Origin of the sequence: Gracilimonas amylolytica (assembly GCF_002911695.1) — a bacterium.
Lineage (GTDB): Bacteria > Bacteroidota > Rhodothermia > Balneolales > Balneolaceae > Gracilimonas > Gracilimonas amylolytica.
Genome location: NZ_PQBS01000005.1, coordinates 77,629 through 99,310 on the forward strand (window position 1 = coordinate 77,629; position 21,682 = coordinate 99,310).

The 21,682-nt window shown below is 44.4% G+C and carries 20 protein-coding genes; 15 read left to right on the forward strand and 5 right to left on the reverse strand.

All coding sequences use genetic code 11. The features are described from left to right. Positions 1–141 precede the first annotated feature (141 nt). The 11 genes from thrS to C3B73_RS00735 all read left to right on the forward strand — a co-directional run bounded on the left by thrS (position 142) and on the right by C3B73_RS00735 (position 9,756). On the forward strand, positions 142–2,085 hold the full coding sequence (gene thrS, locus C3B73_RS00685) for a threonine--tRNA ligase (RefSeq protein ID WP_103663704.1): 1,944 nt from the start codon (positions 142–144) through the stop codon (positions 2,083–2,085). An 18-nt stretch (positions 2,086–2,103) separates the two neighbouring features. After that, positions 2,104–2,646 (forward strand): translation initiation factor IF-3, encoded by a 543-nt coding sequence (gene infC, locus C3B73_RS00690; RefSeq protein ID WP_103663705.1) that lies wholly within the window; start codon positions 2,104–2,106, stop codon positions 2,644–2,646. Between the two features lie 75 nt (positions 2,647–2,721). Continuing rightward, the gene (rpmI, locus tag C3B73_RS00695; protein WP_103663706.1) at positions 2,722–2,922 is read left to right on the forward strand and encodes a 50S ribosomal protein L35; all 201 of its coding nucleotides are present in this window, start codon (positions 2,722–2,724) and stop codon (positions 2,920–2,922) included. A 19-nt stretch (positions 2,923–2,941) separates the two neighbouring features. Then, positions 2,942–3,289, forward strand: a complete 348-nt coding sequence (gene rplT / locus C3B73_RS00700) for a 50S ribosomal protein L20 (RefSeq protein ID WP_103663707.1) — start codon at positions 2,942–2,944, stop codon at positions 3,287–3,289. A gap of 165 nt (positions 3,290–3,454) precedes the next feature. Continuing rightward, a complete protein-coding gene (gene pheS, locus C3B73_RS00705; protein ID WP_103663708.1) occupies positions 3,455–4,462 on the forward strand; it encodes a phenylalanine--tRNA ligase subunit alpha in 1,008 nt (335 codons plus the stop codon). A 17-nt stretch (positions 4,463–4,479) separates the two neighbouring features. Next, complete coding sequence (gene pheT, locus C3B73_RS00710) at positions 4,480–6,888, forward strand: phenylalanine--tRNA ligase subunit beta (RefSeq protein ID WP_103663709.1); 2,409 nt, start codon at positions 4,480–4,482, stop codon at positions 6,886–6,888. A gap of 16 nt (positions 6,889–6,904) precedes the next feature. Further along, complete coding sequence (locus C3B73_RS00715; protein WP_103663710.1) at positions 6,905–7,159, forward strand: hypothetical protein; 255 nt, start codon at positions 6,905–6,907, stop codon at positions 7,157–7,159. Next, positions 7,156–7,452 (forward strand): cell division protein ZapA, encoded by a 297-nt coding sequence (locus C3B73_RS00720; RefSeq protein WP_103663711.1) that lies wholly within the window; start codon positions 7,156–7,158, stop codon positions 7,450–7,452. The genes C3B73_RS00715 and C3B73_RS00720 overlap by 4 nt, the downstream gene beginning before the upstream one ends. 36 nt (positions 7,453–7,488) lie before the next feature. Then, positions 7,489–8,307 carry a TIGR00282 family metallophosphoesterase gene (locus tag C3B73_RS00725; RefSeq protein WP_103663712.1) on the forward strand — a complete coding sequence of 273 codons (819 nt, stop codon included), beginning with the start codon at positions 7,489–7,491 and terminating at the stop codon, positions 8,305–8,307. Then, positions 8,307–9,002, forward strand: coding sequence for an ABC transporter ATP-binding protein (locus C3B73_RS00730; RefSeq protein ID WP_103663713.1), 696 nt, complete (start codon positions 8,307–8,309; stop codon positions 9,000–9,002). Before C3B73_RS00725 ends, C3B73_RS00730 begins: the two co-directional genes overlap by 1 nt. A 70-nt stretch (positions 9,003–9,072) precedes the next feature. Further along, on the forward strand, positions 9,073–9,756 hold the full coding sequence (locus tag C3B73_RS00735) for a tetratricopeptide repeat protein (RefSeq protein WP_103663714.1): 684 nt from the start codon (positions 9,073–9,075) through the stop codon (positions 9,754–9,756). 71 nt (positions 9,757–9,827) lie between these two features. Here C3B73_RS00735 and C3B73_RS00740 read toward each other — a convergent pair whose 3' ends face one another. The 4 genes from C3B73_RS00740 to C3B73_RS00760 all read right to left on the reverse strand — a co-directional run bounded on the left by C3B73_RS00740 (position 9,828) and on the right by C3B73_RS00760 (position 17,225). Continuing rightward, positions 9,828–10,535, reverse strand: a complete 708-nt coding sequence (locus C3B73_RS00740) for a TlpA family protein disulfide reductase (RefSeq protein WP_103663715.1) — start codon at positions 10,533–10,535, stop codon at positions 9,828–9,830. A gap of 597 nt (positions 10,536–11,132) precedes the next feature. Next, the gene (locus C3B73_RS00750) at positions 11,133–14,603 is read right to left on the reverse strand and encodes a methylmalonyl-CoA mutase family protein (RefSeq protein ID WP_198597246.1); all 3,471 of its coding nucleotides are present in this window, start codon (positions 14,601–14,603) and stop codon (positions 11,133–11,135) included. A 99-nt stretch (positions 14,604–14,702) separates the two neighbouring features. Beyond that, positions 14,703–15,590 carry a mechanosensitive ion channel family protein gene (locus C3B73_RS00755; RefSeq protein WP_103663717.1) on the reverse strand — a complete coding sequence of 296 codons (888 nt, stop codon included), beginning with the start codon at positions 15,588–15,590 and terminating at the stop codon, positions 14,703–14,705. 6 nt (positions 15,591–15,596) lie between these two features. Continuing rightward, positions 15,597–17,225 (reverse strand): Ig-like domain-containing protein, encoded by a 1,629-nt coding sequence (locus tag C3B73_RS00760; RefSeq protein WP_103663718.1) that lies wholly within the window; start codon positions 17,223–17,225, stop codon positions 15,597–15,599. A 52-nt stretch (positions 17,226–17,277) separates the two neighbouring features. On the opposite strand from C3B73_RS00760, the gene C3B73_RS00765 reads away from it, so the two are divergent. From C3B73_RS00765 to pncA, 4 genes are read left to right on the forward strand one after another with little or no spacing between them, the layout of a single operon-like run. Further along, positions 17,278–18,609, forward strand: coding sequence for a COG3014 family protein (locus C3B73_RS00765; RefSeq protein ID WP_103663719.1), 1,332 nt, complete (start codon positions 17,278–17,280; stop codon positions 18,607–18,609). 32 nt (positions 18,610–18,641) lie between these two features. After that, positions 18,642–19,247 carry a penicillin-binding protein activator LpoB gene (gene lpoB, locus C3B73_RS00770; RefSeq protein ID WP_103663720.1) on the forward strand — a complete coding sequence of 202 codons (606 nt, stop codon included), beginning with the start codon at positions 18,642–18,644 and terminating at the stop codon, positions 19,245–19,247. Between the two features lie 59 nt (positions 19,248–19,306). Next, positions 19,307–20,704: a nicotinate phosphoribosyltransferase gene (locus C3B73_RS00775; protein ID WP_198597247.1), complete on the forward strand. Its 1,398-nt coding sequence runs from the start codon at positions 19,307–19,309 to the stop codon at positions 20,702–20,704. Between the two features lie 6 nt (positions 20,705–20,710). Then, positions 20,711–21,319 (forward strand): bifunctional nicotinamidase/pyrazinamidase, encoded by a 609-nt coding sequence (pncA, locus tag C3B73_RS00780; RefSeq protein WP_103663721.1) that lies wholly within the window; start codon positions 20,711–20,713, stop codon positions 21,317–21,319. Positions 21,320–21,377: 58 nt separating this feature from the next. Here pncA and C3B73_RS00785 read toward each other — a convergent pair whose 3' ends face one another. After that, positions 21,378–21,668 carry a hypothetical protein gene (locus C3B73_RS00785; protein WP_232802895.1) on the reverse strand — a complete coding sequence of 97 codons (291 nt, stop codon included), beginning with the start codon at positions 21,666–21,668 and terminating at the stop codon, positions 21,378–21,380. Positions 21,669–21,682: the final 14 nt, after the last annotated feature.

The following is a 21,682-nucleotide window of genomic DNA, read 5'->3' on the forward strand; positions in this document are numbered from 1 at the left end:
TTACGAGCCGAACGAATATGCCATTTATCATTTAGTAATTCCAATTACATTTGATTTAAAAATATCTCAGGAATAAGGCTGTGTGTGCATTCCATTTTTTTTATCTTACAGGCATTAAGAATTTTGAGAATTAAATATTGAATGGCTGACCAACAAATTACTTTAACTTTACCGGACGGAAGCGAACGAGAATATTCATCAGGTGTCACAGGTTTGGAAGTAGCACAATCGATTGCAGCGGGCCTGGCTCGTGCCGCACTCAGTGTTACCGTGAATGGAGAGATCATTGACCTTGACCGCCCTATTACTGAAGATGCCAACATCACTATCAATACTTGGGACAGTGAGGATGGCAAATACACTTTCTGGCATTCTTCGGCACACCTTCTGGCTGAAGCCATTCAGGAATTATACCCGGAAGCCAAATTCGGTATTGGTCCCCCCATCGAAAGTGGTTTTTATTACGATATTGATTTTGGGGATAAACAGATCACACAAGAAGACCTGCCTAAGATCGAGAAGAAATTCATTGAAATGGCTCGCAAGAAATCTGAATTCGAGCGCAGGGAAGTGAGCAAAGAGGAAGCCCTCTCCTTCTATAAAGAAAGAGGCAACGAGTATAAAGTTGACCTGATCCAGGATCTTGAAGATGGCACCATCACCTTTTATGAACAGGGAGAGTTCACAGATCTTTGCCGTGGACCTCATATCCCATCCACCGGTGATGTAAAAGCGGTGAAACTCACCAGCCTGGCCGGTGCCTACTGGCGCGGGGATTCTGACAGCAAACAGCTGACCCGTATTTACGGGATAAGTTTTCCAAAGCAAAAGATGCTGGATGAACACCTACACCGTATTGAAGAAGCTAAAAAAAGAGACCATCGTAAGCTCGGAAAAGAGCTGGGTATTTACATGATCGATAACATGGTGGGCAGTGGCCTGCCAATGTGGTTACCTAACGGAACAATTTTAAGAAGAACGCTTGAAGCTTTTCTAAGAGACGAACAGAAGAAACGCGGATATAAAGAGGTAATCACTCCTCACATAGCAAATATTGAGTTATATAAGACTTCAGGGCATTACCCTTATTATAAAGACTCACAGTTTAACCCTATGGAGGTGGATGATGAGGAATACATGCTGAAGCCTATGAACTGCCCTCATCACCACAGGATCTACTCCAATGAAATGAGAAGTTACCGTGACTTGCCACTCAGACTGGCTGAGTTCGGCTCCGTTTACCGGTATGAACAATCCGGTGAGTTGAGTGGACTGTCTCGCGTACGTGGTTTTACTCAGGATGATGCGCATATTTACTGCACACATGATCAGCTTAAGCAGGAGATCAAGAACACTATTGAGCTGACTCAGTTGGTTTTCAACACTTTTGGTATGCCGGTCGATATCCGACTTTCTTACCGTGATGACAATGACAAGAAATATGGCGGAAATACCGAATACTGGGATCGGGCACAGACCGAGATCCGTGAAGCCGCCGATGAAATGGGGCTGGATTATACCATTGCTCCCGGAGAAGCCAGCTTTTACGGACCCAAGATCGATTTCATTATACGTGATGCCATCGGGCGAAAATGGCAGCTTGGTACGGTGCAGGTCGATTATGTAATGCCTGAACGGTTTGACCTGACCTACGTCGGTTCAGACAATGAAAAACACCGTCCGGTCATTATTCACCGGGCTCCATTTGGATCCATGGAACGGTTCACCAGTATTTTGATCGAACACTTTGCCGGCGATTTCCCACTGTGGTTATCACCTGAGCAGGTTAAGATCCTCCCTATTTCGGATGATCAGATCCCTTACGCCAAAGAACTTGAAACTGCGCTACTGAATATTGGGGTAAGAGTTTCAGTAGATGAACGCAGTGAGCAGATCGGAGGAAAGATCCGAGATGCTGAAACGAGCAAGACACCATATATGTTAATAGTTGGTGCGAAGGAAGTTGAGGATAACACGGTTTCAGTGCGCCGCCACAAGCGCGGAGATATTGGAACTTTCAATTTTTCTGATTTTCTTTCAGACATTAAAGAAGAAATTAACACAAAAGCTTTACCTAAAGACTAACAAAACAACGAGGTTACTATCGCAAGAAGAAACTTTCAGAGACGACCACAAAATGAGGATCGTCCCCGAATTAACGACGAAATCAATGCATCCCAGGTTCGAGTTATCAAACCGGATGAAGAGCACGAGATCACTACGGTGGATCGCGCCATAAAAATAGCTGAATCGTACAATCTGGATTTAGTTGAAGTTGCACCCAAAGCCAAACCTCCGGTTTGCAAGGTGATCGACTTCGGTAAATACATGTACGAGAAAAAGAAAAAAGAGAAAGAAGCCAAGAAGAAACAACACACTGTTTCTGTTAAAGAGCTTCGCTTCCGTCCCAATACGGATGATCATGATCTTGAATTTAAAACTCGCCACGCACGCGAATTTCTGGAAGGCGGTGACAAGGTAAAAGCCACTGTACAGTTCCGGGGCCGTGATATGCTCTATACCGAAAAAGGCGAATTATTGCTTCTGCAGCTTGCTAAAGACCTATCTGATGTGGGTAAGATCGAATCTAAGCCCAATATGGAAGGCCGCAGAATGATCATGATGCTAACCCCCTCGAAAAGTTAATTCCTTCATTGCGTAGGGCTTTAAATCTCCCTATTTTATAAGTCTTTAAATTTTCACAAAAGTTGGTGGATTTCCATGCCAAAAATGAAAAGTAACAGTGGAGCTAAAAAGCGGTTTAAGGTTACCGGATCCGGTAAAATTAAGCGTAAGAAAGCTTTTAAGCGTCACATTTTGACTAAGAAAAGTAGTAAAACTAAGAGACAGCTTGGTAAGGCTACATTGGTTGATAAGGCCGATGAAAAGTCTATCAAAAAGCAGATCCCTTATAAATTTTAATCATTAAACTAACGACAAAATGCCACGTTCATTAAACCTTGTGGCTTCCCGTCGCCGTCGCAAGAAGATTTTAAATCAAGCGAAAGGTTACTGGGGCAAGCGTAAAAACGTTTACACCATTGCGAAGAATGCAGTAGAGAAAGGTCTTCTGTATCAATATCGCGATAGGAAGAATCGTAAACGTAATTTCCGTCGATTATGGATTACCCGCATCAATGCGGCAGCTCGACTAAACGGTACTACCTATTCCAAGCTCATCCACGCGATGAAGCAGAAGGATATGCAGATCAACCGTAAGGTACTTGCTGATCTAGCCGTACACGATGCAGACACGTTTGCTGCTATTGTAAAGGAAGCCACTGCTTAATTGCATAATTTATGATATAAACCGGTAGATCTTTTTCATAAGGTTTACCGGTTTTTTTATTTTTGGCCATTGGTCAATAAGGAAATAAGTACATAAGGTTTTCGTCCTGTTTACTTATTTCCTTATTCACTTATTCACCTAACTAACCACCACAAAAATCATCACATGCTTGATGACATAAAAGTATTAGAACAGGATATTCAGCAGTTTGAAATTACTGATGAAGATCAGCTTGAAGCCTACCGCCTCGAATTCTTATCACGTAACGGCCGGGTACAATCCATGTTCAAGAATATGGGCAAGGTACCTAAGGAAGACCGTGCTGAAGTCGGCAAGGCCATGAATCAGGCTAAAAATCTGGCTGAAACCAAATTTGAGGACGCCAAGCTTTCACTTGAGCAGGATCAAAGTAAAGACCTGAGCGCAAGGGATGATATTACCCTTACCCCTCCATCCTACCCTCTGGGATCTTTGCATCCATTGACTCAAACCCTTGAGGAAATGAAATCGATCTTTTACCGACTCGGGTTTACCATTGCTGACGGACCTGAGATCGAAGATGATTTTCATAACTTTACAGCCCTGAATTTTCCTCCGAATCACCCGGCACGGGATGAGCAGGATACCTTTTTCATCCGAAAGAGTGATGATCCCAACATGCAGGACCTGGTGCTTAGAACTCACACCTCTCCGGTTCAGATCCGTTTGATGGAAAACACCAAGCCTCCGATCCGTGCTATCATGCCGGGACGTGTTTACCGGAATGAAGCCGTTTCACCAAAATCCTATTTCCTCTTCCACCAGGTGGAAGCCTTATACGTGGATGAAAACGTGAGTGTAGCCGATCTTAAAGAAACTCTGATCACTTTTGCCAAACTTATGTTTGGTTCTGATGTGAAATATCGATTGCGCCCCGGCTTCTTCCCCTTTACAGAACCAAGCCTTGAAATGGATGTCTGGTGGGGCTCTGAAAAAGACGGTAAATGGCTTGAGATCCTCGGTTCAGGCATGGTAGATCCAAACGTCTTCAAACATGCCGGTGTTGATCCTGAAAAATACACGGGCTTTGCCTGGGGTATGGGCGTGGAAAGGATCGCTATCTTGCGCCACGGTATTGATGACATCCGTACCTTCTACGATAACGATATTCGCTTTTTAGAACAGTTTAACTAAATACCTCCTCTACTTTAATGAAAGTATCTTACAACTGGCTTAAAGAATTTATAGATCTTCCGCTTTCGCCGGAGGAAACCGCTGAAAAACTAACGCTTATTGGTCTCGAAGTTGAGGAGATTGAATCCTATGGCAGCTCGCTTGAGGGAGTGATCGTAGGTGAGGTACTCGATGTACGAGCTCATCCGAATGCTGACCGGCTTCAGATCTGTGATGTGGATCTTGGTGACTCCAAAACACAGATCGTTTGTGGAGCAAAGAATGTAGCCGCCGGTCAAAAAGTGCCTGTTGCTACCGTTGGTTCCACCCTTCCGATCAAACTGGATGACGGTTCCAGCCTCACTATTAAAAAAGCCAAACTCCGGGGTGAGGTTTCTGAAGGTATGATCTGTGCTGAAGACGAACTGGGACTGGGTACCGACCACTCCGGTATCATGGTACTCGATAACGGCCTTGACATTGGAAAGCCGATCTCAGAGATCTTTGATCTATATGAAGATACCATTATTGACATTGCCATCACACCAAATAGACCGGATGCCACCTGTCACCTCGGGGTAGCTCGCGACCTTGCGGCCGCTTTAGATCTGGATCTAAAAAAACCGGATACACCTGAAGGTAAAACCGTCGAAACGTCTGATGATATTAAGATCGCTATCGAAAATGCGGACAAGTGTCATCGTTACGTAGGTAAAATGGTTAAAGGTGTTGAGATCAAAGAATCACCAAGCTGGCTTAGAAATAAACTGAAAGCCATTGGTGTACGTCCTGTAAACAATGTGGTGGATGTGACCAATTATGTGATGTATGAATTGGGTCAGCCCCTGCACGCTTTTGATTATGCCACCATTCGCGGCAAAGAGATCATCGTAAAAGATTTTGATAAAGAGATCGAATTTGAGACCCTGGATCATATTAAGCGAAAGTGCACTCCGGGCACGCTGTTTATTTGTGATGGTGAAGGCCCTGTTGCTATTGCCGGTGTTATGGGTGGTGTTGATTCTGAAGTCAGTGACAACACGACGGATATTCTCATCGAAAGCGCGTATTTCGATCCCGGTTCCATCCGTAAAACGGCCAAAGAACAAGCCCTGCAAACCGATGCCTCTTACCGTTTCGAACGTGGAATTGATCCTAATTTACAAGCCATTGCTGCTGAACGTGCTGCCCAGTTGATCATGGAGGTTGCAGGTGGAACCATTTCAGATGAAACCATCGACGTTCATCCTACTGTTACTGATTCTCATCAGCTGACGCTCAGAAAGAGTTATACCAACCGTTTACTCGGAACTGATTTTGATACTGACACCATCGTTGAGATCCTCAATGGGCTGGAACTTGAAGTGACCACAAAAGATGAGGATAGCATCACGTTTGAGATCCCAACCTTTCGCCCTGATCTTGAACGCGAAGTTGACCTGATCGAGGAAGTAGGCCGTCTTTTCGATTACAATAAGATCCCTTCACCGGATCATGGAATTTTTGTGTCCTCCGAAGCCATTAACGATTGGGAAAAACTGAATCAAAAGATCAGGGAAACGGCTCAGCAATTAGGTCTGCGTGAGATCTACTCCAACTCACTGATCGCAGAAAAAGACGCAGCCCTGTATGGTGATGAAGATCAGATGATCCACGCCCTGAATCCACTTAACAAGGATAACAGTACCCTGCGTCCCTCCCTTCTTCACGGATTCATGAAGTCAGCTTCCTATAACTTCAACCGAAAAGCATCCGGTGTTCGCTTTTTTGAAGTTGGTCACGTTTTTAATGCCGATAAAGAAGGGACTTATTATGAAGGCATCAAAGAAGACGTACATGTCTTGTATGGTCTGGCAGGCTTTAAAAACAAAGATTCATGGCTTCAGGACGCTCAATCCTATACCGTTTTTGATCTAAAAGCTTTGGTCAATGCCTTCTTTGTTAAATTGGGACTGGCTGAACATATCCATTCAAATGCGGCTGATGCCGAAACGCTTGAGTATCACTGGAAAGATCAAAAGATCGGAAGTTTGTTCATTCCTTCAGAGAAGCTCAAGAAAGCCTATGATTTTGAACAGGATACCTTTGTAGCCGAGTTATCGGTTACAGCCATCGCTGAGATCCTGAGTTCCGTACCCGAGAGTACATTCAAAGCCGTACCTAAATTCCCGTCTTTTGAATTTGATATCGCAGTCACCGTACCACAAAATATCACAGCCGGTGAGATGATGAATGTGATCAAACAGAAAGCCGGTGAGCAACTTGAGGACATCAGTATTTTTGACGTTTTTGAGGGAGAATCGATCGGAAAAGGGAACAAAAGCATTGCCTTCAGACTACATTTCCTTGATCGTAACAAGACCTTGAATATCAAAGAAGTAGAACCTATTATTCAGAGGATCGTTAAATCCCTCGAAAAACAATTTTCTGCCAAACTCAGAGGTTAGTTCAAACGTCAGATACATGAATAAACTTGCACAACAGACTGATAAGTTCAGGCGGCTTTTAGATGAAGTCGGAACCGAGGTGGATAGCCTGAAAGCAGAGATCCGCGAGCTTAAACGTGACAATGCAAGACTCAAGGCAAAGCTTGAGGAAGAGCATGAAAAACAAACCGATATCTTTTCTGCCATTAGCGAAAGTGAACGTCTGGCTTTACGACAGCATGTTAAAGGACTGATTTCCAAGATCGATCATCACCTGGGGGCTGACTCATGAAATCCATTAAAGTATCCATACTTGGCAAGCAATACCCTCTCAAGGTCGAGGATCATGAAGAAGAAGCCATGTTACGCATTTGTCGTTTCGTTGATGAACGATTCAAGACCTATCGCGAGCAACTGGTAAAGCAGCCCGAATCAACTGTTATGACGCTGGCTGCCCTGAGTATTGCTGAAGAACTTTTCGAATTGAGAAGCACCAACAGCGAACTGGAAGACTCTGAAGAAGTGTTGATGGAACGCGTGAATCACAGTCTGGAACGGTTACTTAAAGAGATTAAAGAGACGTAATTAAATCTAATACCGACTAATTTTCAGGAGACTATTTTGGCTGATACTATCAGCATTTTTTTTGTAGGTGATATTGTTGGTGACGCCGGGCTGGAAATGGCAAATACCTTTCTACCCAGCCTCATCACCAAATATAACGCCGATTTTGTGATCGCTAACGGCGAGAACTCTCATGAGGGATTTGGCACCAATCGTAAGATCATCAAGAATCTCCTTGAATTGGGAGTTGATGTGGTAACCGGTGGCGACCATTCCTTTGACAAATGGAAAGTGTTTGATTACATGAGAGAACACGACCATATCCTCCGCCCTCTCAATTATCCAAAAGGGAATGCCGGACTGGGTTTCAGTGTCTTCCCCTTGAAAAGTAATGAGGCTATAAAAGTAGGCGTACTGAATATTCAGGGGCGTACATTCATGAAAGCCATCGATGATCCCTTTTCCGCTGCTGAGTGGGCCCTGGAAAAGATCCGCGAGGAAACGCATATCATTTTTGTGGATTTTCATGCCGAAGCCACCGCTGAAAAAGTATCCATGGGCTGGCATATTGACGGAAAAGCTTCGGTGCTGGCCGGAACCCATACCCACATTCAAACCAATGATGCCCGGATACTACCCGAAGGCCTTGGTTATATCACCGATGCAGGCATGACCGGGTCATATAACTCCTGCCTTGGCATGGACAAGAAAGTAGCTATTAAACGATTTATGACCGGTGTGCATCAAAAATATAAGCAGGCCAAAGGTGACAATCAGATATCCGGCGTTCTGGCAAAGGTGGATGTGGAAACAGGAAAATGTGTGCACATTGAACCGGTGACGTATCCCGGACTCACTAATTCTATTCAGGGCTGATGGAAGAATCGAAAAAGATCGTACTTAGTGCTCGAGACCTTTATAAGAGCTTTCCCGGCGGACCCGATAAAGATGATCTTAGGGTGCTTCAGGGTATGGATATTGATGTTGAAGAAGGCAGCATAACTTCTATCATCGGTTCAAGTGGCAGTGGTAAAAGTACATTGCTGCATATCTTAGGAGGATTAGATACACCGGATTCCGGAGATGTATTCTGGGACGGTAAGAATATCACAGAGCTGAAATCGGATGAACTGGCAGAATTCAGGAATCGGTACATCGGTTTTGTATTTCAGTTCCATCATCTGCTCCCGGAATTTTCCGCCCTTGAAAATATTGCCATGCCTGCCCTTATCGCAGGCACCTCTTCAACTGAAGCCTATAAACGGGCTCATGAGCTGTTAGGTTTATTTGGCATTCAGGAAAGAGCCGATCACCGCCCCACACAACTTTCAGGTGGAGAGCAACAGCGAGTTTCGATGGCAAGAGCACTCATGAACAATCCAAAAGTGATCCTGGCAGATGAACCCACCGGTAACCTTGATTCAGAAAATACCGACCTGATCCTCGATCAGTTATTTGAGCTTCGGGATGCGATGGGAGTATCGGTGCTGCTCATCACCCACGAGAAAGAAATTGCAGGACGTTCAGATCGTATCCTGCAGCTTAAAAAAGGCATTCTTGAACCATTTTAATGTTTTGGTAAAAGCTGAAACTGTCCTATTTTTACACCCTTAATAATCAAAGTAAGTTAATTTAAAAATCATGTCGAAAAGGCTTTCAAAAGAAGAATTAGAATCGGATCCGTTAATTGAGAATTACAATCGTGCGGCCAACTTTTATGTTGAAAACAAAGTAACCGTACTAAGTACCATTATCGGACTCGTTGTTTTGATTGGCGGTATCATTGGATACAACTATTACTCAGGAGCACAGGAAAGTCAAGCCCAGGAATTGCTTGCAATAGCTGAAGGCTACTATTCTCAGGGCGATTATGAAAATGCTCTTTATGGTAACGAGTTTGAGTTGACCTATGGATTCGATCAGATCGCTGATGAATTTCCAAGAACAAACGCAGGTAACATCGCTATATATTACGCTGCTGTTTCAAGTTTTGAGTTAGGGGACGTTGAAAATGCTCTGAATTACATGGAGTCATTTGATATACCGGATGGCATTATGGGAGTTGGTCCGCTTACTTTCCATGCCCGTCTTTTAATGGCTAATGAAAGTCATGAAGCTGCCGCTCAAAAATTCGTTGAGGCGGCCAACTGGGATGAAAATGAGGTTACCACTCCTTCAAACCTGTTTGAGGCTGCACAAGCTTATCACAAAGCCGGTAACAACGAAAGAGCTAACGAACTGGTTACACAAATCATTGAAGATTACCCGCAGAGCAGCAAATTTGCTGAATCACAAAAACTGAAAGGCATGATCGCCGCTAACTGATCTGCAATCAACCGTTTTATATATGAAAAGGCCTCGATCAGAGGCCTTTTTTATTTCAGTGAATTCCTGCCCTACTCTGCCGAAAGCTCATTTACAATGTCGTTGAACCGGTGATCAAATTCCTCAAAGTATTCCCCGGTGGCAGGTCCTGTAAAGTAGCTGTGCACATAGCGGGCATACCCCTGTTTATCTACAAACACCAGCGTAGGGAATGCCATGATCTCATCCATAAAAGTGAAAGGATCGGCCGCCCTCGTCTTGGATAGCGGCCCACCAAGAATCATGTTGTATGGGATATTCAATCGCTGCTTATAGGTCTCAATTCTGTTCAGGCCGTACTCCTCTGAATAATTAGCCTCGTAGTTGACCGCAAGTATTTCCACCTGATTATCGGGATGCTCTTCGATCCATTGGGTCAGGTATCGGGTTTGATCCTGACTGTTGGAGCACCAGGTACCCATCAGCTGAATGATCAGAACCTTTCCTTCATACTGTTCAGGGTCCACAATTTGCTCACCCAAAACAGCCAGCTTATCCAGATCAGGTTTGATCTTTCGGTTACTCAGATCGATCACTTCGAATGGATCCTGTAATTCAGCCTTATCATCCGGGATTGCTGTAAATGGCCTCGAATATCCATCATCCAGTATGAGGTCGCCACTCCACGTGTTATCCCTTTCATCAAAAGTACCTATTAAGAGGAAGGCGTGCACCCCATCAAAAACTGACATCTCAAGCGTATTTCCTTCCACTTTTCCCTCAAAAAAACGGTAGTGCAAGAGAAGGTTTTAACCTTTCGGATATACTAAGAGATTTTAAAAAATTTACTGCCTATTCAATTTTGAATGACCTCGAATCAAATACAAAGGAAAGCAGAAGAAAATGGATGCTGTGGATGTTCAGAAAAGCTGGGAGTAAAAACTCAAATAATACTAAGTACCAGTTTTGGCGTCAGGATAATCGACCTATGGAAATCAAAAGCAACTCATTCTATTCTCAGAAAATGAAATACACTCATTACAATCCTGTAAAGGCTGGTTTCTGCAAAAGACCACAAGATTATCCATACAGTAGTGCTCAATGGTACATCGACAAAACCGGACTGTTAAAAATTGATTCGCTATTGATTTGAATAGAATTCCCTTAGATCTCTTAAGTCTTACAGCGAGCCTCAATAATATTATTCAATATCCAAAAACCTGCCGAGCGCTGATTTAAGAGCAGATCTTTAGCAAGTCACTGACTTGAATTAAGGCAAAAAAAGGAATTAGACTAAAGAAAAACCAAAGCCCGTATTGGAGGCCTGAGACTTCCTGAGCATAAACTTTTCAGTCTCCGATTCGCTCAAGACTGAAAAGATCTTATATAAGCTGACATCACATATTTCGCCGGTATTGCCCACCAACTTCATACAGTGCATGGGAGATCTGTCCAAGTGAGGCTACCTTCACGGTTTCCATGAGCTCCTCAAATAAATTACCTTTGTTACGCGCTACTTCCTTGAGTCTTGCGATCGCCTGCTCGGCCTCTTTATCATTACGTTTCCAAAAAGCTTCCAGGTTTTCGATCTGCTGTCGTTTTTCCTCTTCGGTTGAACGAATGAGCTCGATCTCTTTCTCTTCTTCCTCACCTCCCTCTTCTTTCTGGAAGGTATTCACTCCAATAATTGGAAGTTCCCCGGAATGTTTCTTGGATTCATAATAAAGCGATTCATCCTGGATCTTGCCACGCTGGTACATATTCTCCATGGCTCCAAGCACCCCACCACGTTCCGTAATACGATCAAATTCAGTCAGAATAGCCTCTTCAACCAGATCGGTCAGTTCTTCTATAAAGTAAGATCCCTGATTGATATTTTCATTCTTGGCGGTTCCCAGCTCTTTGTTTATGATCATTTGAATGGCAAGAGCTCGACGGACCGATTCTTCAGTTGGCGTGGTGATCGCCTCATCATAGGCATTGGTATGCAGCGAGTTACAGTTATCATAGATCGCCAGCAAGGCCTGAAGAGTAGTTCGGATATCGTTGAATTGGATCTCCTGTGCATGCAGCGAACGGCCACTGGTTTGAATGTGATACTTCAGCTTCTGAGAACGATCATTGGCTTCATATTTATTCTTCATGGCAACCGCCCAGATCCTTCGGGCTACCCGGCCGATGACCGCATATTCCGGATCCAGTCCGTTACTGAAAAAGAACGACAGGTTATGGGCAAAATCATCCACATCCAGTCCCCTTGCAAGGTAATACTCCACAAAAGTAAAGCCATTGGCTAAGGTAAAAGCAGCCTGTGTGATCGGGTTAGCACCGGCTTCCGCTATGTGATACCCTGAAATTGACACAGAGTAATAGTTTCTGACCTTATGCTCAGTGAAATAGGTTTGAATATCACCCATCATTTTCAATGCAAATTCGGTGGAGAAAATGCAGGTATTCTGAGCCTGATCTTCCTTCAGGATATCGGCCTGAACGGTACCACGCACAACATTCAGCGTGTCTTCCTTGATCTTCTCATAGGTTTCCTTATCTACCAGATTATCACCTGAAACTCCCAGTAAACCCAAACCGAATCCATCGTTGCCGGCAGGAATCTCATTACTGTACTGAGGTTGTTTTACTCCCCGGTCTTTGAAGTATTTTTTGATCTTTTTCTGAGCCTGTTCCCACTTGCCATTTTCCCTGAGGTAACGCTCTACCTCCTGATCAATGGCTGTGTTCATGAACATAGCCAGTATCATCGGCGCCGGACCATTAATGGTCATGGAAACTGATGTTTTTGGAGAGGTCAATTCAAAGCCGGAATACAGTTTCTTCATGTCATCCAGTGTACAAATACTCACACCGGAGTTACCGATCTTACCATAAATATCAGGGCGATAACCCGGGTCTTCACCGTATAACGTTACCGAGTCAAATGCGGTGGAAAGTCGGGCCGCCGGCATTCCTTCACTAACATAGTGAAATCGTTTGTTGGTCCGCTCAGGAGTCCCTTCACCCGCAAACATTCGGGTTGGGTCTTCCCCTTCCCGCTTAAATGGAAACACCCCGGCTGTGTAGGGAAAATAACCCGGCAGGTTCTCTTTCAGGGCAAATTTAAGCTGCTCGCCTTTGTTCTTCGTTTTCGGAAGAGCCACACGCGGTATCATCAATCCACTGAGTGATTCACGGTACAATTTATTTTTGAAGGTCTTATTACGGATCTTAACCTCAAAATACTCCTGCTGATATTGTTCGAACAGCTCATCCCATCCTTCAATGATCCGCTTGGGAAGCACATCCAGTTTTGCCAGCCAGTGCTCGCGCATTTTGGCCAGGTTGTCTTTTATGACTTCCTTCTCATCAGGATTCCAGTTCTCCAGCTGATCGATGGTACCTGATACCTGATCCAGTTTGGAAGCAACATCTACCTGCTCATCCACCCATTCATGATAATCACGTACAGCTTCAGAGATCTCTGACAGATAACGAACACGTTTTCCGGGAATGATGGCCTGAGCCTGAATATCTTCTGCAGGATGTGGATTCGTATAGATTCTGGTTTCCCAGCCTATCTCATAACGGTCGTTGATGTGATCCACAATAGCTTTAAACAAGCGGTTCACCCCTTCATCATTGAACTGGGCGGCTATGGTTGGATACACCGGCATATCTTCCTGCTTGGCATGCCATCTTCCCGAGTTACGGATCATTTGCTTTCTGATGTCACGAAGGGCATCGAGCGAACCCTTTTTCTCAAATTTATTCAATACCACTAATTCAGCCAGATCCAGCATATTGATCTTTTCAAGCTGAGTGGCCGCTCCATATTCGCTCGTCATCACATAGATCGGGATATCTGTGTATTCCACGATCTCCGTACCACTCTGACCAATTCCTGATGTTTCCACAATAATGAGATCAAAACCGGCAGCCTTGTAGAGTTCAATGGCTCCCAGCAATCCCTTACTTGTGGAACGGTTGGAGGCTCGGGTTGCCATACTTCGCATATACACACGGTCGGTATCAATGCTGTTCATGCGAATCCGGTCACCCAGCAAGGCACCACCTGTTTTTACCTTTGATGGATCTACTGAAATAATACCAATGGTCAGGTCATCAAATTCTGTCAGGAATCGGCGTACGATCTCATCGGTCAATGAACTCTTTCCGGCCCCCCCGGTTCCTGTGATCCCGATCAGTGGAATGGTCTTTTCGCTGATCTCTATAACTTTATCCTTGGCATCGATCAGTTTACCATCCTGATAGGTCAAAACATCTGTATGATCATTTTCAATGGCGGTCAGAGCTCTTGCAAGCTGTCCATTTTCCCGTTTCAGCACTTTCTTCATGTCCGGCTTATTCACCTCGATCGGGTCAAAGTCACAGGCTTCCAGTATGAAATTGATCATGCCCTGAAGTCCCATCTTACTCCCATCTTCCACAGAGAAAATGCGGGCTACTCCGGCTTTGTGCAGGTCTTCAATTTCTTCCGGCACGATCACACCGCCGCCGCCACCAAATACTTTGATATGTCCGGCTCCATTTTCCTCAAGAAGCTCGATCATGTATTTGAAGTACTCAACGTGACCACCCTGATACGAGCTGATGGCAATACCCTGTGCATCTTCCTGTATCGCACAATTCACGATCTCGTGCACAGATCGGTTATGCCCCAAATGTATGACCTCGGCCCCGCTGCTTTGCAGAATGCGGCGCATGATGTTGATACTGGCATCGTGACCATCAAATAAACTGGCGGCCGTTACAAAACGGATCTTGTTCTTGGATTGATACGGCTGTGGATTCAGCGTTCCGTTTTCTTCGGTAGTGTTCTTCTTTGATGACTTAGACTTCGTTTCTACAGACATAACTTAATTTCTTGATGTTTGGAAGCGGTTCCAAAAGATAACGATTTGTTTAGGGATTTTCGATGCTTGTTTACGTTGTTTATTAAACCCGGCAGCAGATCAGAGAACAGGTCCTGAGCCCTTATTTTTGGGTTCTTTATACACCAGTGTTCGGTGTGGGAAAGGAATTTCTATTCCTTCTCTGTCAAAGCGTTTTTTAATACTCTCAAGCAGGTCACATTCCATAACAAAGGCATCCGGAGGATTATTGGCCCAGCTCCAGGCTCGCAGGTTCACCGACGACTCCCCCATCAGAATTACCCTGACCGGGACTCTGGGTTCTCCTGCCTCTATTTGTTCTTCTGTGCGCACATCCACCGAAAGCGGGTGCTTTTCAACCTCATCCCTCATGATCTCCTTGGCCAGGTCAATATCCGAATCGTAGCTGATTCCCAGATCTATGAACTTACAGATCTGACTGTCTTCATAATTTGAGTTGATCACAACCTCATTACTGATTACAGAGTTGGGAATGATAATGCGTTTATTTTCGAAGTTACGGATCACTGTATGACGAAGATTAATGTCCTCAACAACTCCTGTCAGGTCTGTTCTGACCAAAATACGATCACCGATCTTGTAGGGTTTAAAGATCACAATGAACAGCCCTCCGATCACATTCGATAAAGCAGCCTGCGAAGCAAAACCAACGGCCACTGCCAACAGACCGGCACCGGCAAGCAAAGAGGTTGCGATCACTCGAAGCTGAGGGATCATGTAAATGGCAAAACTGATACCGGTCGTATAGATCAGAACAATGACCGACCGCTTGAAAAAGACGAGATTGGTCACATCTTCGTTATCATCAGCTGCTTTGGTTCGTTTGATCATCAAATTGATGATACGTGTGGTAACCGACGCAATGATAATGGTCAGCAATATGATGACGCCTACCAGTAACGGAATGTGAAAAGACGGATCTATGTATTGATCAAAAAAGTCACTCATACTGATCTAATTAAACGTAATTTGTACTTCTGATGTAAATCCTGACTGCACATTCAGGTTTTGTTGAATGTAATATTTTTCGGGCGACCGATAAGGATCAGCCTGCCCCCTATTCCATTTTCCATCCTGATTCTCATCCCTGAATACCGTGATGGTATATGTAACGGGGGGCAGATCAGTTATTGTCTGTTGTCTATTAAATTCAAGTTTTTTGATCTCCCTTCCTGAAGGATCCTTCAAGCTGACTACATGTTGATGAGTTGAATCGGCATCAAGTATTTGGATGTCGATCTCTCCATACTCAGTTGAATCCCAGATATTCGGCTCAAAAAGTTGCCTTCTTTGTGTCATGGGATTCCAAGCCAGAAACTGATAATCCACTCCTTCGATCCAGTTTTCCTGAGGGCCAATGATCAACCGGTTGTTTTCAACCATAATTTCAGGCCAATCATCAAAATCGATATCGCCCTCTATTACAACCAGTGAATCAACGATCTCAGGTTCGGAAATGGGAGCCGCGTAAACTATGGTCAGTGAATCATTAACCAAGAGGTCTGTTTCCAGATCACGGCCGATGATACGTTGCTGAGTGGTATCCTCCTGTGAAGTCCCCGTAAATTCAAAGAGGTCTTCCTGAGGCAAGTTACCTGCATTATCCGTTACACCCAGTGGGTCTATTTTGTAGCTATTATCCTCTAACAAAGGATCTTCACTCTGAGCAAACAAGACAAAGGGCTCCTCCTCAGAAATGTACAATGGATAGGCCGTGGTATAATTATTTTCGAGGCTGTCTGTAATGGTGAACCTAACATCCTTTTGGGTGGTGATATTTTCACTGAAGCGTAACCTCATTCTGTTTTGTGAAAAAAGCCCCACTCCCTGCAATATGGGTTTTAGGGTGTCAGGTTGAGCCGTATATACCACATCAAGGGTGTCAGACCCTGATTTACTGAGTAGAGTACTCTCTTCATAGAATGGATAGGCACTCTCATTTTCCCTGTCCCAGATCTTATTGCGATTTCGGTCGTCTACGATCAACGCTTTGTAGGTACCTTCTGATAGATAAGAAAAATTGAAGACCCCACCGGTGTCGGTCTGTGCCTGATAGGTGGCTCGTTTAGTCAGGTCAAACGGCTGACGGTAAAGAAGTACTTTTTTATCCGGAGCCGATTCCCCGGTTTCAGCCAAACGAATTCTACCCATGATCTGTCCGCTGTCAATTTCATCACCGGTTGAAATTGCTAGGGTGATCGGTTTGGACATTTTGTTATTTCGGGTATCTGTGATGTCTGTCCCGAGTTTGATGATCACCGTTGTAGAATCCGGGAAGTCATCCTCGAATTCAATGCTCATCATTTTTCGTTTCCAGGATATATCATAGCTGATCCCCAGATCCGGTTCCACCGTAATGGCATTGGGTACATTGCTTCGGTTCACAAATTCATCAAAATAAAACTCAAAGGTTCTGCCTTCAAAATTGACGGTACCACTTTCAGGAATGGTGTTTTCAACCACAGGTCCGGCCTTATCCTGAGGCCCACCGGTTGGTGCCATTGGTGTTGCACACGACCATATTCCAAAAAACACAGCTAACACCAATATGTGATATAACAATCGGTTAAGATTCACGTACATTCACTACTATTGTTGACTTTAAATTCAATCAGACTTATTTCATCTGCTATTAATGACTGCAAAGATAACCATAAATCGTGCCCGATTTCATCTAATTTACCTTGGGGTACTCTTTTTACTTAGTGGATGCCATGCCTACGTATTGGATGATGCACAGGTTGATCTAAGAAACTCATTTACCGCAGGCAATTATGATAAAGCTTCCGAGCTTATGCAGTCATTTGAGACCGAAGATGTTTACCGATCTAAAGATGCCGTTCTGAAAAACCTTGAAGGTGGAATGATCTATCACTTTGCCGGCCATTATGACAGCTCCAATGCCTACTTTAGTCAGGCCGAAATTCAGATCGAAGACGCTTACACCAAAAGCATCAGCCGGGGTATCGGTTCCTTCCTGAATAACGACAATTCATTGGTGTATGACGGGGAACCGTATGAAGACGTTTACCTGAATGCCTTTAAAAGCCTGAATTTTATGCATCAGCAGGATTGGGAAGCCGCTTTGGTTGAAGCCCGGCGTATGGCTTACAAAATGGAACGACTCGATATCAGGCTTAAGGGCCTGGTGGAGGCCTTTGCAAAGTCTGACAGCACGGGTAACGAGTGGAGTTCGGGAGATGTCAATATTCAGAACAGTGCATTCAGCCATTTTCTGTCTTCTGTATTATTTTCAAAAACCGGCCGGCCTGACAATGCCCGCATCGAATATGAAAAATTTGCTTCGGCTATACATGAACAAGGTACCATTGGGCATTTACCAAAACCGGATCCGGAAAACCTGAATCATATCATGGATCCTCAGTCTTATAATGTATTAGTGACCGCATTTTCCGGGCAGGCCCCAAAGAAGGTACAGGAAGATTTTCGCTTGTTTCTGGATAGCGGCGATGACAACAGCTTTTACGTAAAATTTTCCCTGCCAAAGCTGATGATGTATAACTCCAGCGTGCACGGCATTCGTATCCGAACCGATTCTCTTTCTGCTCCTTTATATCTGGTGGAAGAGATGGATGAGGTTTCCGCAGAGATCTATCAGGCCAAAAAACCGATCATCTACACCCGTGGTTTGCTTAGGGCAACCGTAAAGGCAACCGGTTCCACCCTGATCAGTTCAAGTGTGAAAGAAAAACACAAGAACTGGGGATTCTTGCTGGAGGTATTAGGGATCATAGGTCAGGAAGCCAGTGAAAAGGCTGATCTCAGAGGTTGGCAGACCATGCCGGGTAAAGCCTGGGTGAATACCATAAAGCTTCCGCCAGGAAATCACGACCTTGAAATTGAATACCTATCAGCCAATCATACCGTTCTTTATTCAGAGACCTATCAAGTCAACGTTACCGGAACCAATGAGCTCTTGTTGGTGGAATCCATTTTCTCGCAGTAATTTTTTAACATACAAACACAACCCTCAGAATTATGAAATACGCAACATTAGTGACCATGGCTTTTCTGATCCTTTTTAGCGGATGCAGACCTACGGCCAAGGTAACCCGAACAGACCCACAGGAAACAACCGACCTCTCAGGTCGCTGGAATGAGACCGATGCCCGTATGGTATCGGAAGAAATGATCAGTGATGCCATGACCAAACCCTGGCTGAATCAATACAGCAGAGAATATCAGAAACAGCCTGTCGTGATCGTAGGTAATGTCAGAAATGAAAGCATGGAACATATTGACACGGAAGTAATGACCAAAGAGATCGAACGGGCTTTTGTAAACTCCGGAGCGGTCAGCGTGGTTGCCAGTAGTGAGGAGCGGCAGGATATCCGTCAGGAACGTATGGAACAGCAACAATATGCTTCGGCAGAAACCATGAAGGCCATGGCTCAGGAACTCGGAGCCGATTTTATGCTGATCGGAAACATCAGTTCAATTGTGGATGAAACCCCAAGTGGCCGAACCGTTTCAGTTTTCTATACGGTCAATATGGAACTGATCAATGTCGAAACCAATCAGAAAGTGTGGATCGGCAACAAGAAGATCAAAAAGATCGTTGAACGCAGAAATTTCAGGGGTTAAATTCTCCTAAAATCATTAAAGGCTTTCTGATTTACGGAAAGCCTTTTTATTTTGCGCTCATGATCTTAAAAAAACCAGCTCTTTACACCGACCTTTATGAATTGACCATGGCCCAGGGATATTTTCTCTCCGGTCGTCATGAACAACCCGCTACCTTTGACTACTTCTTTCGCCGACTCCCATTCGACGGAGGGTATGTAATATTCGCAGGCTTAAGTGATCTCCTTCAGATGATTCAGAATTTTAAATTTCATGTAGATGAAATTGATTTTTTGCGGAAGCAGGGTTTCAAAGAAGAATTCCTTACTTACCTGAAAGAATTTGAATTCAAACCTACCATCCATTCCGTTAAAGAAGGTGAAGTGATCTTTCCTAATGAACCGGTGCTTCGGGTTGAGGGTACCATTATTGAAGCTCAAATCCTGGAAACATTATTATTGAATACCTTGAATTTTTCTTCACTGATAGCCACTAAAGCTGCCCGAATCAAACAGGCAGCCGGTGAAAAACCGGTCGTCGATTTTGGGCTTAGGCGCTCTCAGGGTTTGGGTGGATTACAGGCATCCAAAGCAGCGATCATCGGTGGATTTGAAGGAACATCGAATGTGCTGGCAGGCATGCAAAATGATATTCCGGTCAACGGCACCATGGCTCACTCCTGGATCCAATCATTTGAGGATGAGTTGACAGCCTTTAGAACCTATGCTCAATATTACCCGGACTCATCCATCTTATTAGTGGACACCTATAGTACCCTGAAACATGGCGTTCCCAATGCAATCAAGGTCGCCAAGGAACTGGAAGAAAAAGGTCACAAACTTGTTGGTATACGTCTTGATAGTGGTGACCTCGCTTATTTTGCCCGTAAAAGCCGAGAGATGCTGGATAAAGCCGGCCTCGAGTACGTTAAGATAGCTGTTTCCAATCAGCTTGATGAGTACCTAATCAAGAGTTTGTTCGATCAGGGGGCACCGATCGATCTATTTGGGGTTGGAACCAAACTGGTTACAGCTTATGACGACCCTGCCCTGGATGGAGTATATAAACTGAGTTCCATCAACGGTAAGCCCACCCTTAAGATCTCAGAAAATGAAGAAAAGGTCACGCTGCCGGATGCCAAAAAAGTGATCCGCTATTTCAATCAGGATGGGAGTTTTTACAGTGATGGCATTGCCCTGGCTGATGAAGAGATCCCGGACGTGATCTATCACCCATACATAACTCATCGTTCGACCAATGTAGGGCACCTCAGGTCAGAAGAGTTACAGCACAAAGTGGTTGAAAACGGTCAGGTTGTTATTGAGATCCCTACCCTTAAAGAGAGTGCCCAATACGCTCATTCAAGACTTCAGAAATTAAACGATGAGCACAAACGATTTGATAATCCCCATGTTTACAAAGTGGGCTTAAGTAATCAACTGCGTGAATTGAAAATTGAATTACTCAAAAAAGCTTAGATATCTATGAAAGCATTGATCATTGTTGACGTTCAAAACGATTTTTGTCCCGGAGGCGCGTTGGCTGTTCCCGGTGGCGACGAGGTTATCTCCCCTATCAACAACATTATGGATGCCTTCAATTGTATTGTACAAACTCAGGATTGGCATCCTTCCTCTCATTTGTCCTTTGCTTCAAATCATAAAGGCAAATCACCGTACGATACCGTTGAAATGAAGTATGGAGAGCAGGTTCTTTGGCCGGATCATTGTGTTCAGGGAACCGAAGGAGCTGACTTCCACAAAGAACTACGGCTTGAACCGTCACAACTCATCATCCGTAAAGGTTTTAGAAAAGATATTGATTCCTACTCGGCTTTCTTCGAAAACGATCAAACCACGGTAACCGGATTGCACGGATACCTGCAGGCACGGGGTGTTAAGGAGCTATACGTTGGCGGACTTGCCACCGACTTCTGCGTGAAATGGACCGCTTTGGACGGCCGTAAGCTTGGTTATAAGGTAAATTTGATCACCGATGCCGTACGCGGAATCGATATCGAAGGATCCGTGGAAAAAGCCATGCAAGAAATGAAGGAAGCCGGTGTTAATATGATTACTTCTTCGGAGATCTAAGTCAGACGTGGGTCTGTTTCTTTGGGATCCGGGCCCTGTTTAAGGTTGCCTTTTTCATCTACCAAAACCGAACTGTATATCGTCTGCTTATTGAGAGAATTAATGTTACTGAGTAGTATCGTTTCTTCTTTGGAGATCTCTTGTCAAGATAGATCCGGTACACTTTCAGCCAGGCGTTTAATTCGTCTTCCTCCTCTCCATTCCAGACTGCCGCAAACAGCCGATCCACTTCATCTTTGTAGGTCGAAAAAGTGTACTTTCTTGCCGCCCATGCCAATGCATAGCTCAATGGTAGGGCAAGTATAAAAGCCACAAATTCATAAATAGCAAAGCTCGTCATGCGGATCATTTTTAATTGACCCA

Coding starts and splice junctions, on each gene's coding strand:
- thrS (WP_103663704.1), top strand. CDS start 142: ATGGCTGACCAACAAATTACTTTAACTTTACCGGACGGAAGCGAACGA.
- rpmI (WP_103663706.1), top strand. CDS start 2,722: ATGCCAAAAATGAAAAGTAACAGTGGAGCTAAAAAGCGGTTTAAGGTT.
- rplT (WP_103663707.1), top strand. CDS start 2,942: ATGCCACGTTCATTAAACCTTGTGGCTTCCCGTCGCCGTCGCAAGAAG.
- pheS (WP_103663708.1), top strand. CDS start 3,455: ATGCTTGATGACATAAAAGTATTAGAACAGGATATTCAGCAGTTTGAA.
- pheT (WP_103663709.1), top strand. CDS start 4,480: ATGAAAGTATCTTACAACTGGCTTAAAGAATTTATAGATCTTCCGCTT.
- C3B73_RS00715 (WP_103663710.1), top strand. CDS start 6,905: ATGAATAAACTTGCACAACAGACTGATAAGTTCAGGCGGCTTTTAGAT.
- C3B73_RS00720 (WP_103663711.1), top strand. CDS start 7,156: ATGAAATCCATTAAAGTATCCATACTTGGCAAGCAATACCCTCTCAAG.
- C3B73_RS00730 (WP_103663713.1), top strand. CDS start 8,307: ATGGAAGAATCGAAAAAGATCGTACTTAGTGCTCGAGACCTTTATAAG.
- C3B73_RS00735 (WP_103663714.1), top strand. CDS start 9,073: ATGTCGAAAAGGCTTTCAAAAGAAGAATTAGAATCGGATCCGTTAATT.
- C3B73_RS00750 (WP_198597246.1), bottom strand. CDS start 14,603: ATGTCTGTAGAAACGAAGTCTAAGTCATCAAAGAAGAACACTACCGAA.
- C3B73_RS00755 (WP_103663717.1), bottom strand. CDS start 15,590: ATGAGTGACTTTTTTGATCAATACATAGATCCGTCTTTTCACATTCCG.
- C3B73_RS00760 (WP_103663718.1), bottom strand. CDS start 17,225: ATGTACGTGAATCTTAACCGATTGTTATATCACATATTGGTGTTAGCT.
- C3B73_RS00765 (WP_103663719.1), top strand. CDS start 17,278: ATGACTGCAAAGATAACCATAAATCGTGCCCGATTTCATCTAATTTAC.
- lpoB (WP_103663720.1), top strand. CDS start 18,642: ATGAAATACGCAACATTAGTGACCATGGCTTTTCTGATCCTTTTTAGC.
- C3B73_RS00775 (WP_198597247.1), top strand. CDS start 19,307: ATGATCTTAAAAAAACCAGCTCTTTACACCGACCTTTATGAATTGACC.
- pncA (WP_103663721.1), top strand. CDS start 20,711: ATGAAAGCATTGATCATTGTTGACGTTCAAAACGATTTTTGTCCCGGA.
- C3B73_RS00785 (WP_232802895.1), bottom strand. CDS start 21,668: ATGATCCGCATGACGAGCTTTGCTATTTATGAATTTGTGGCTTTTATA.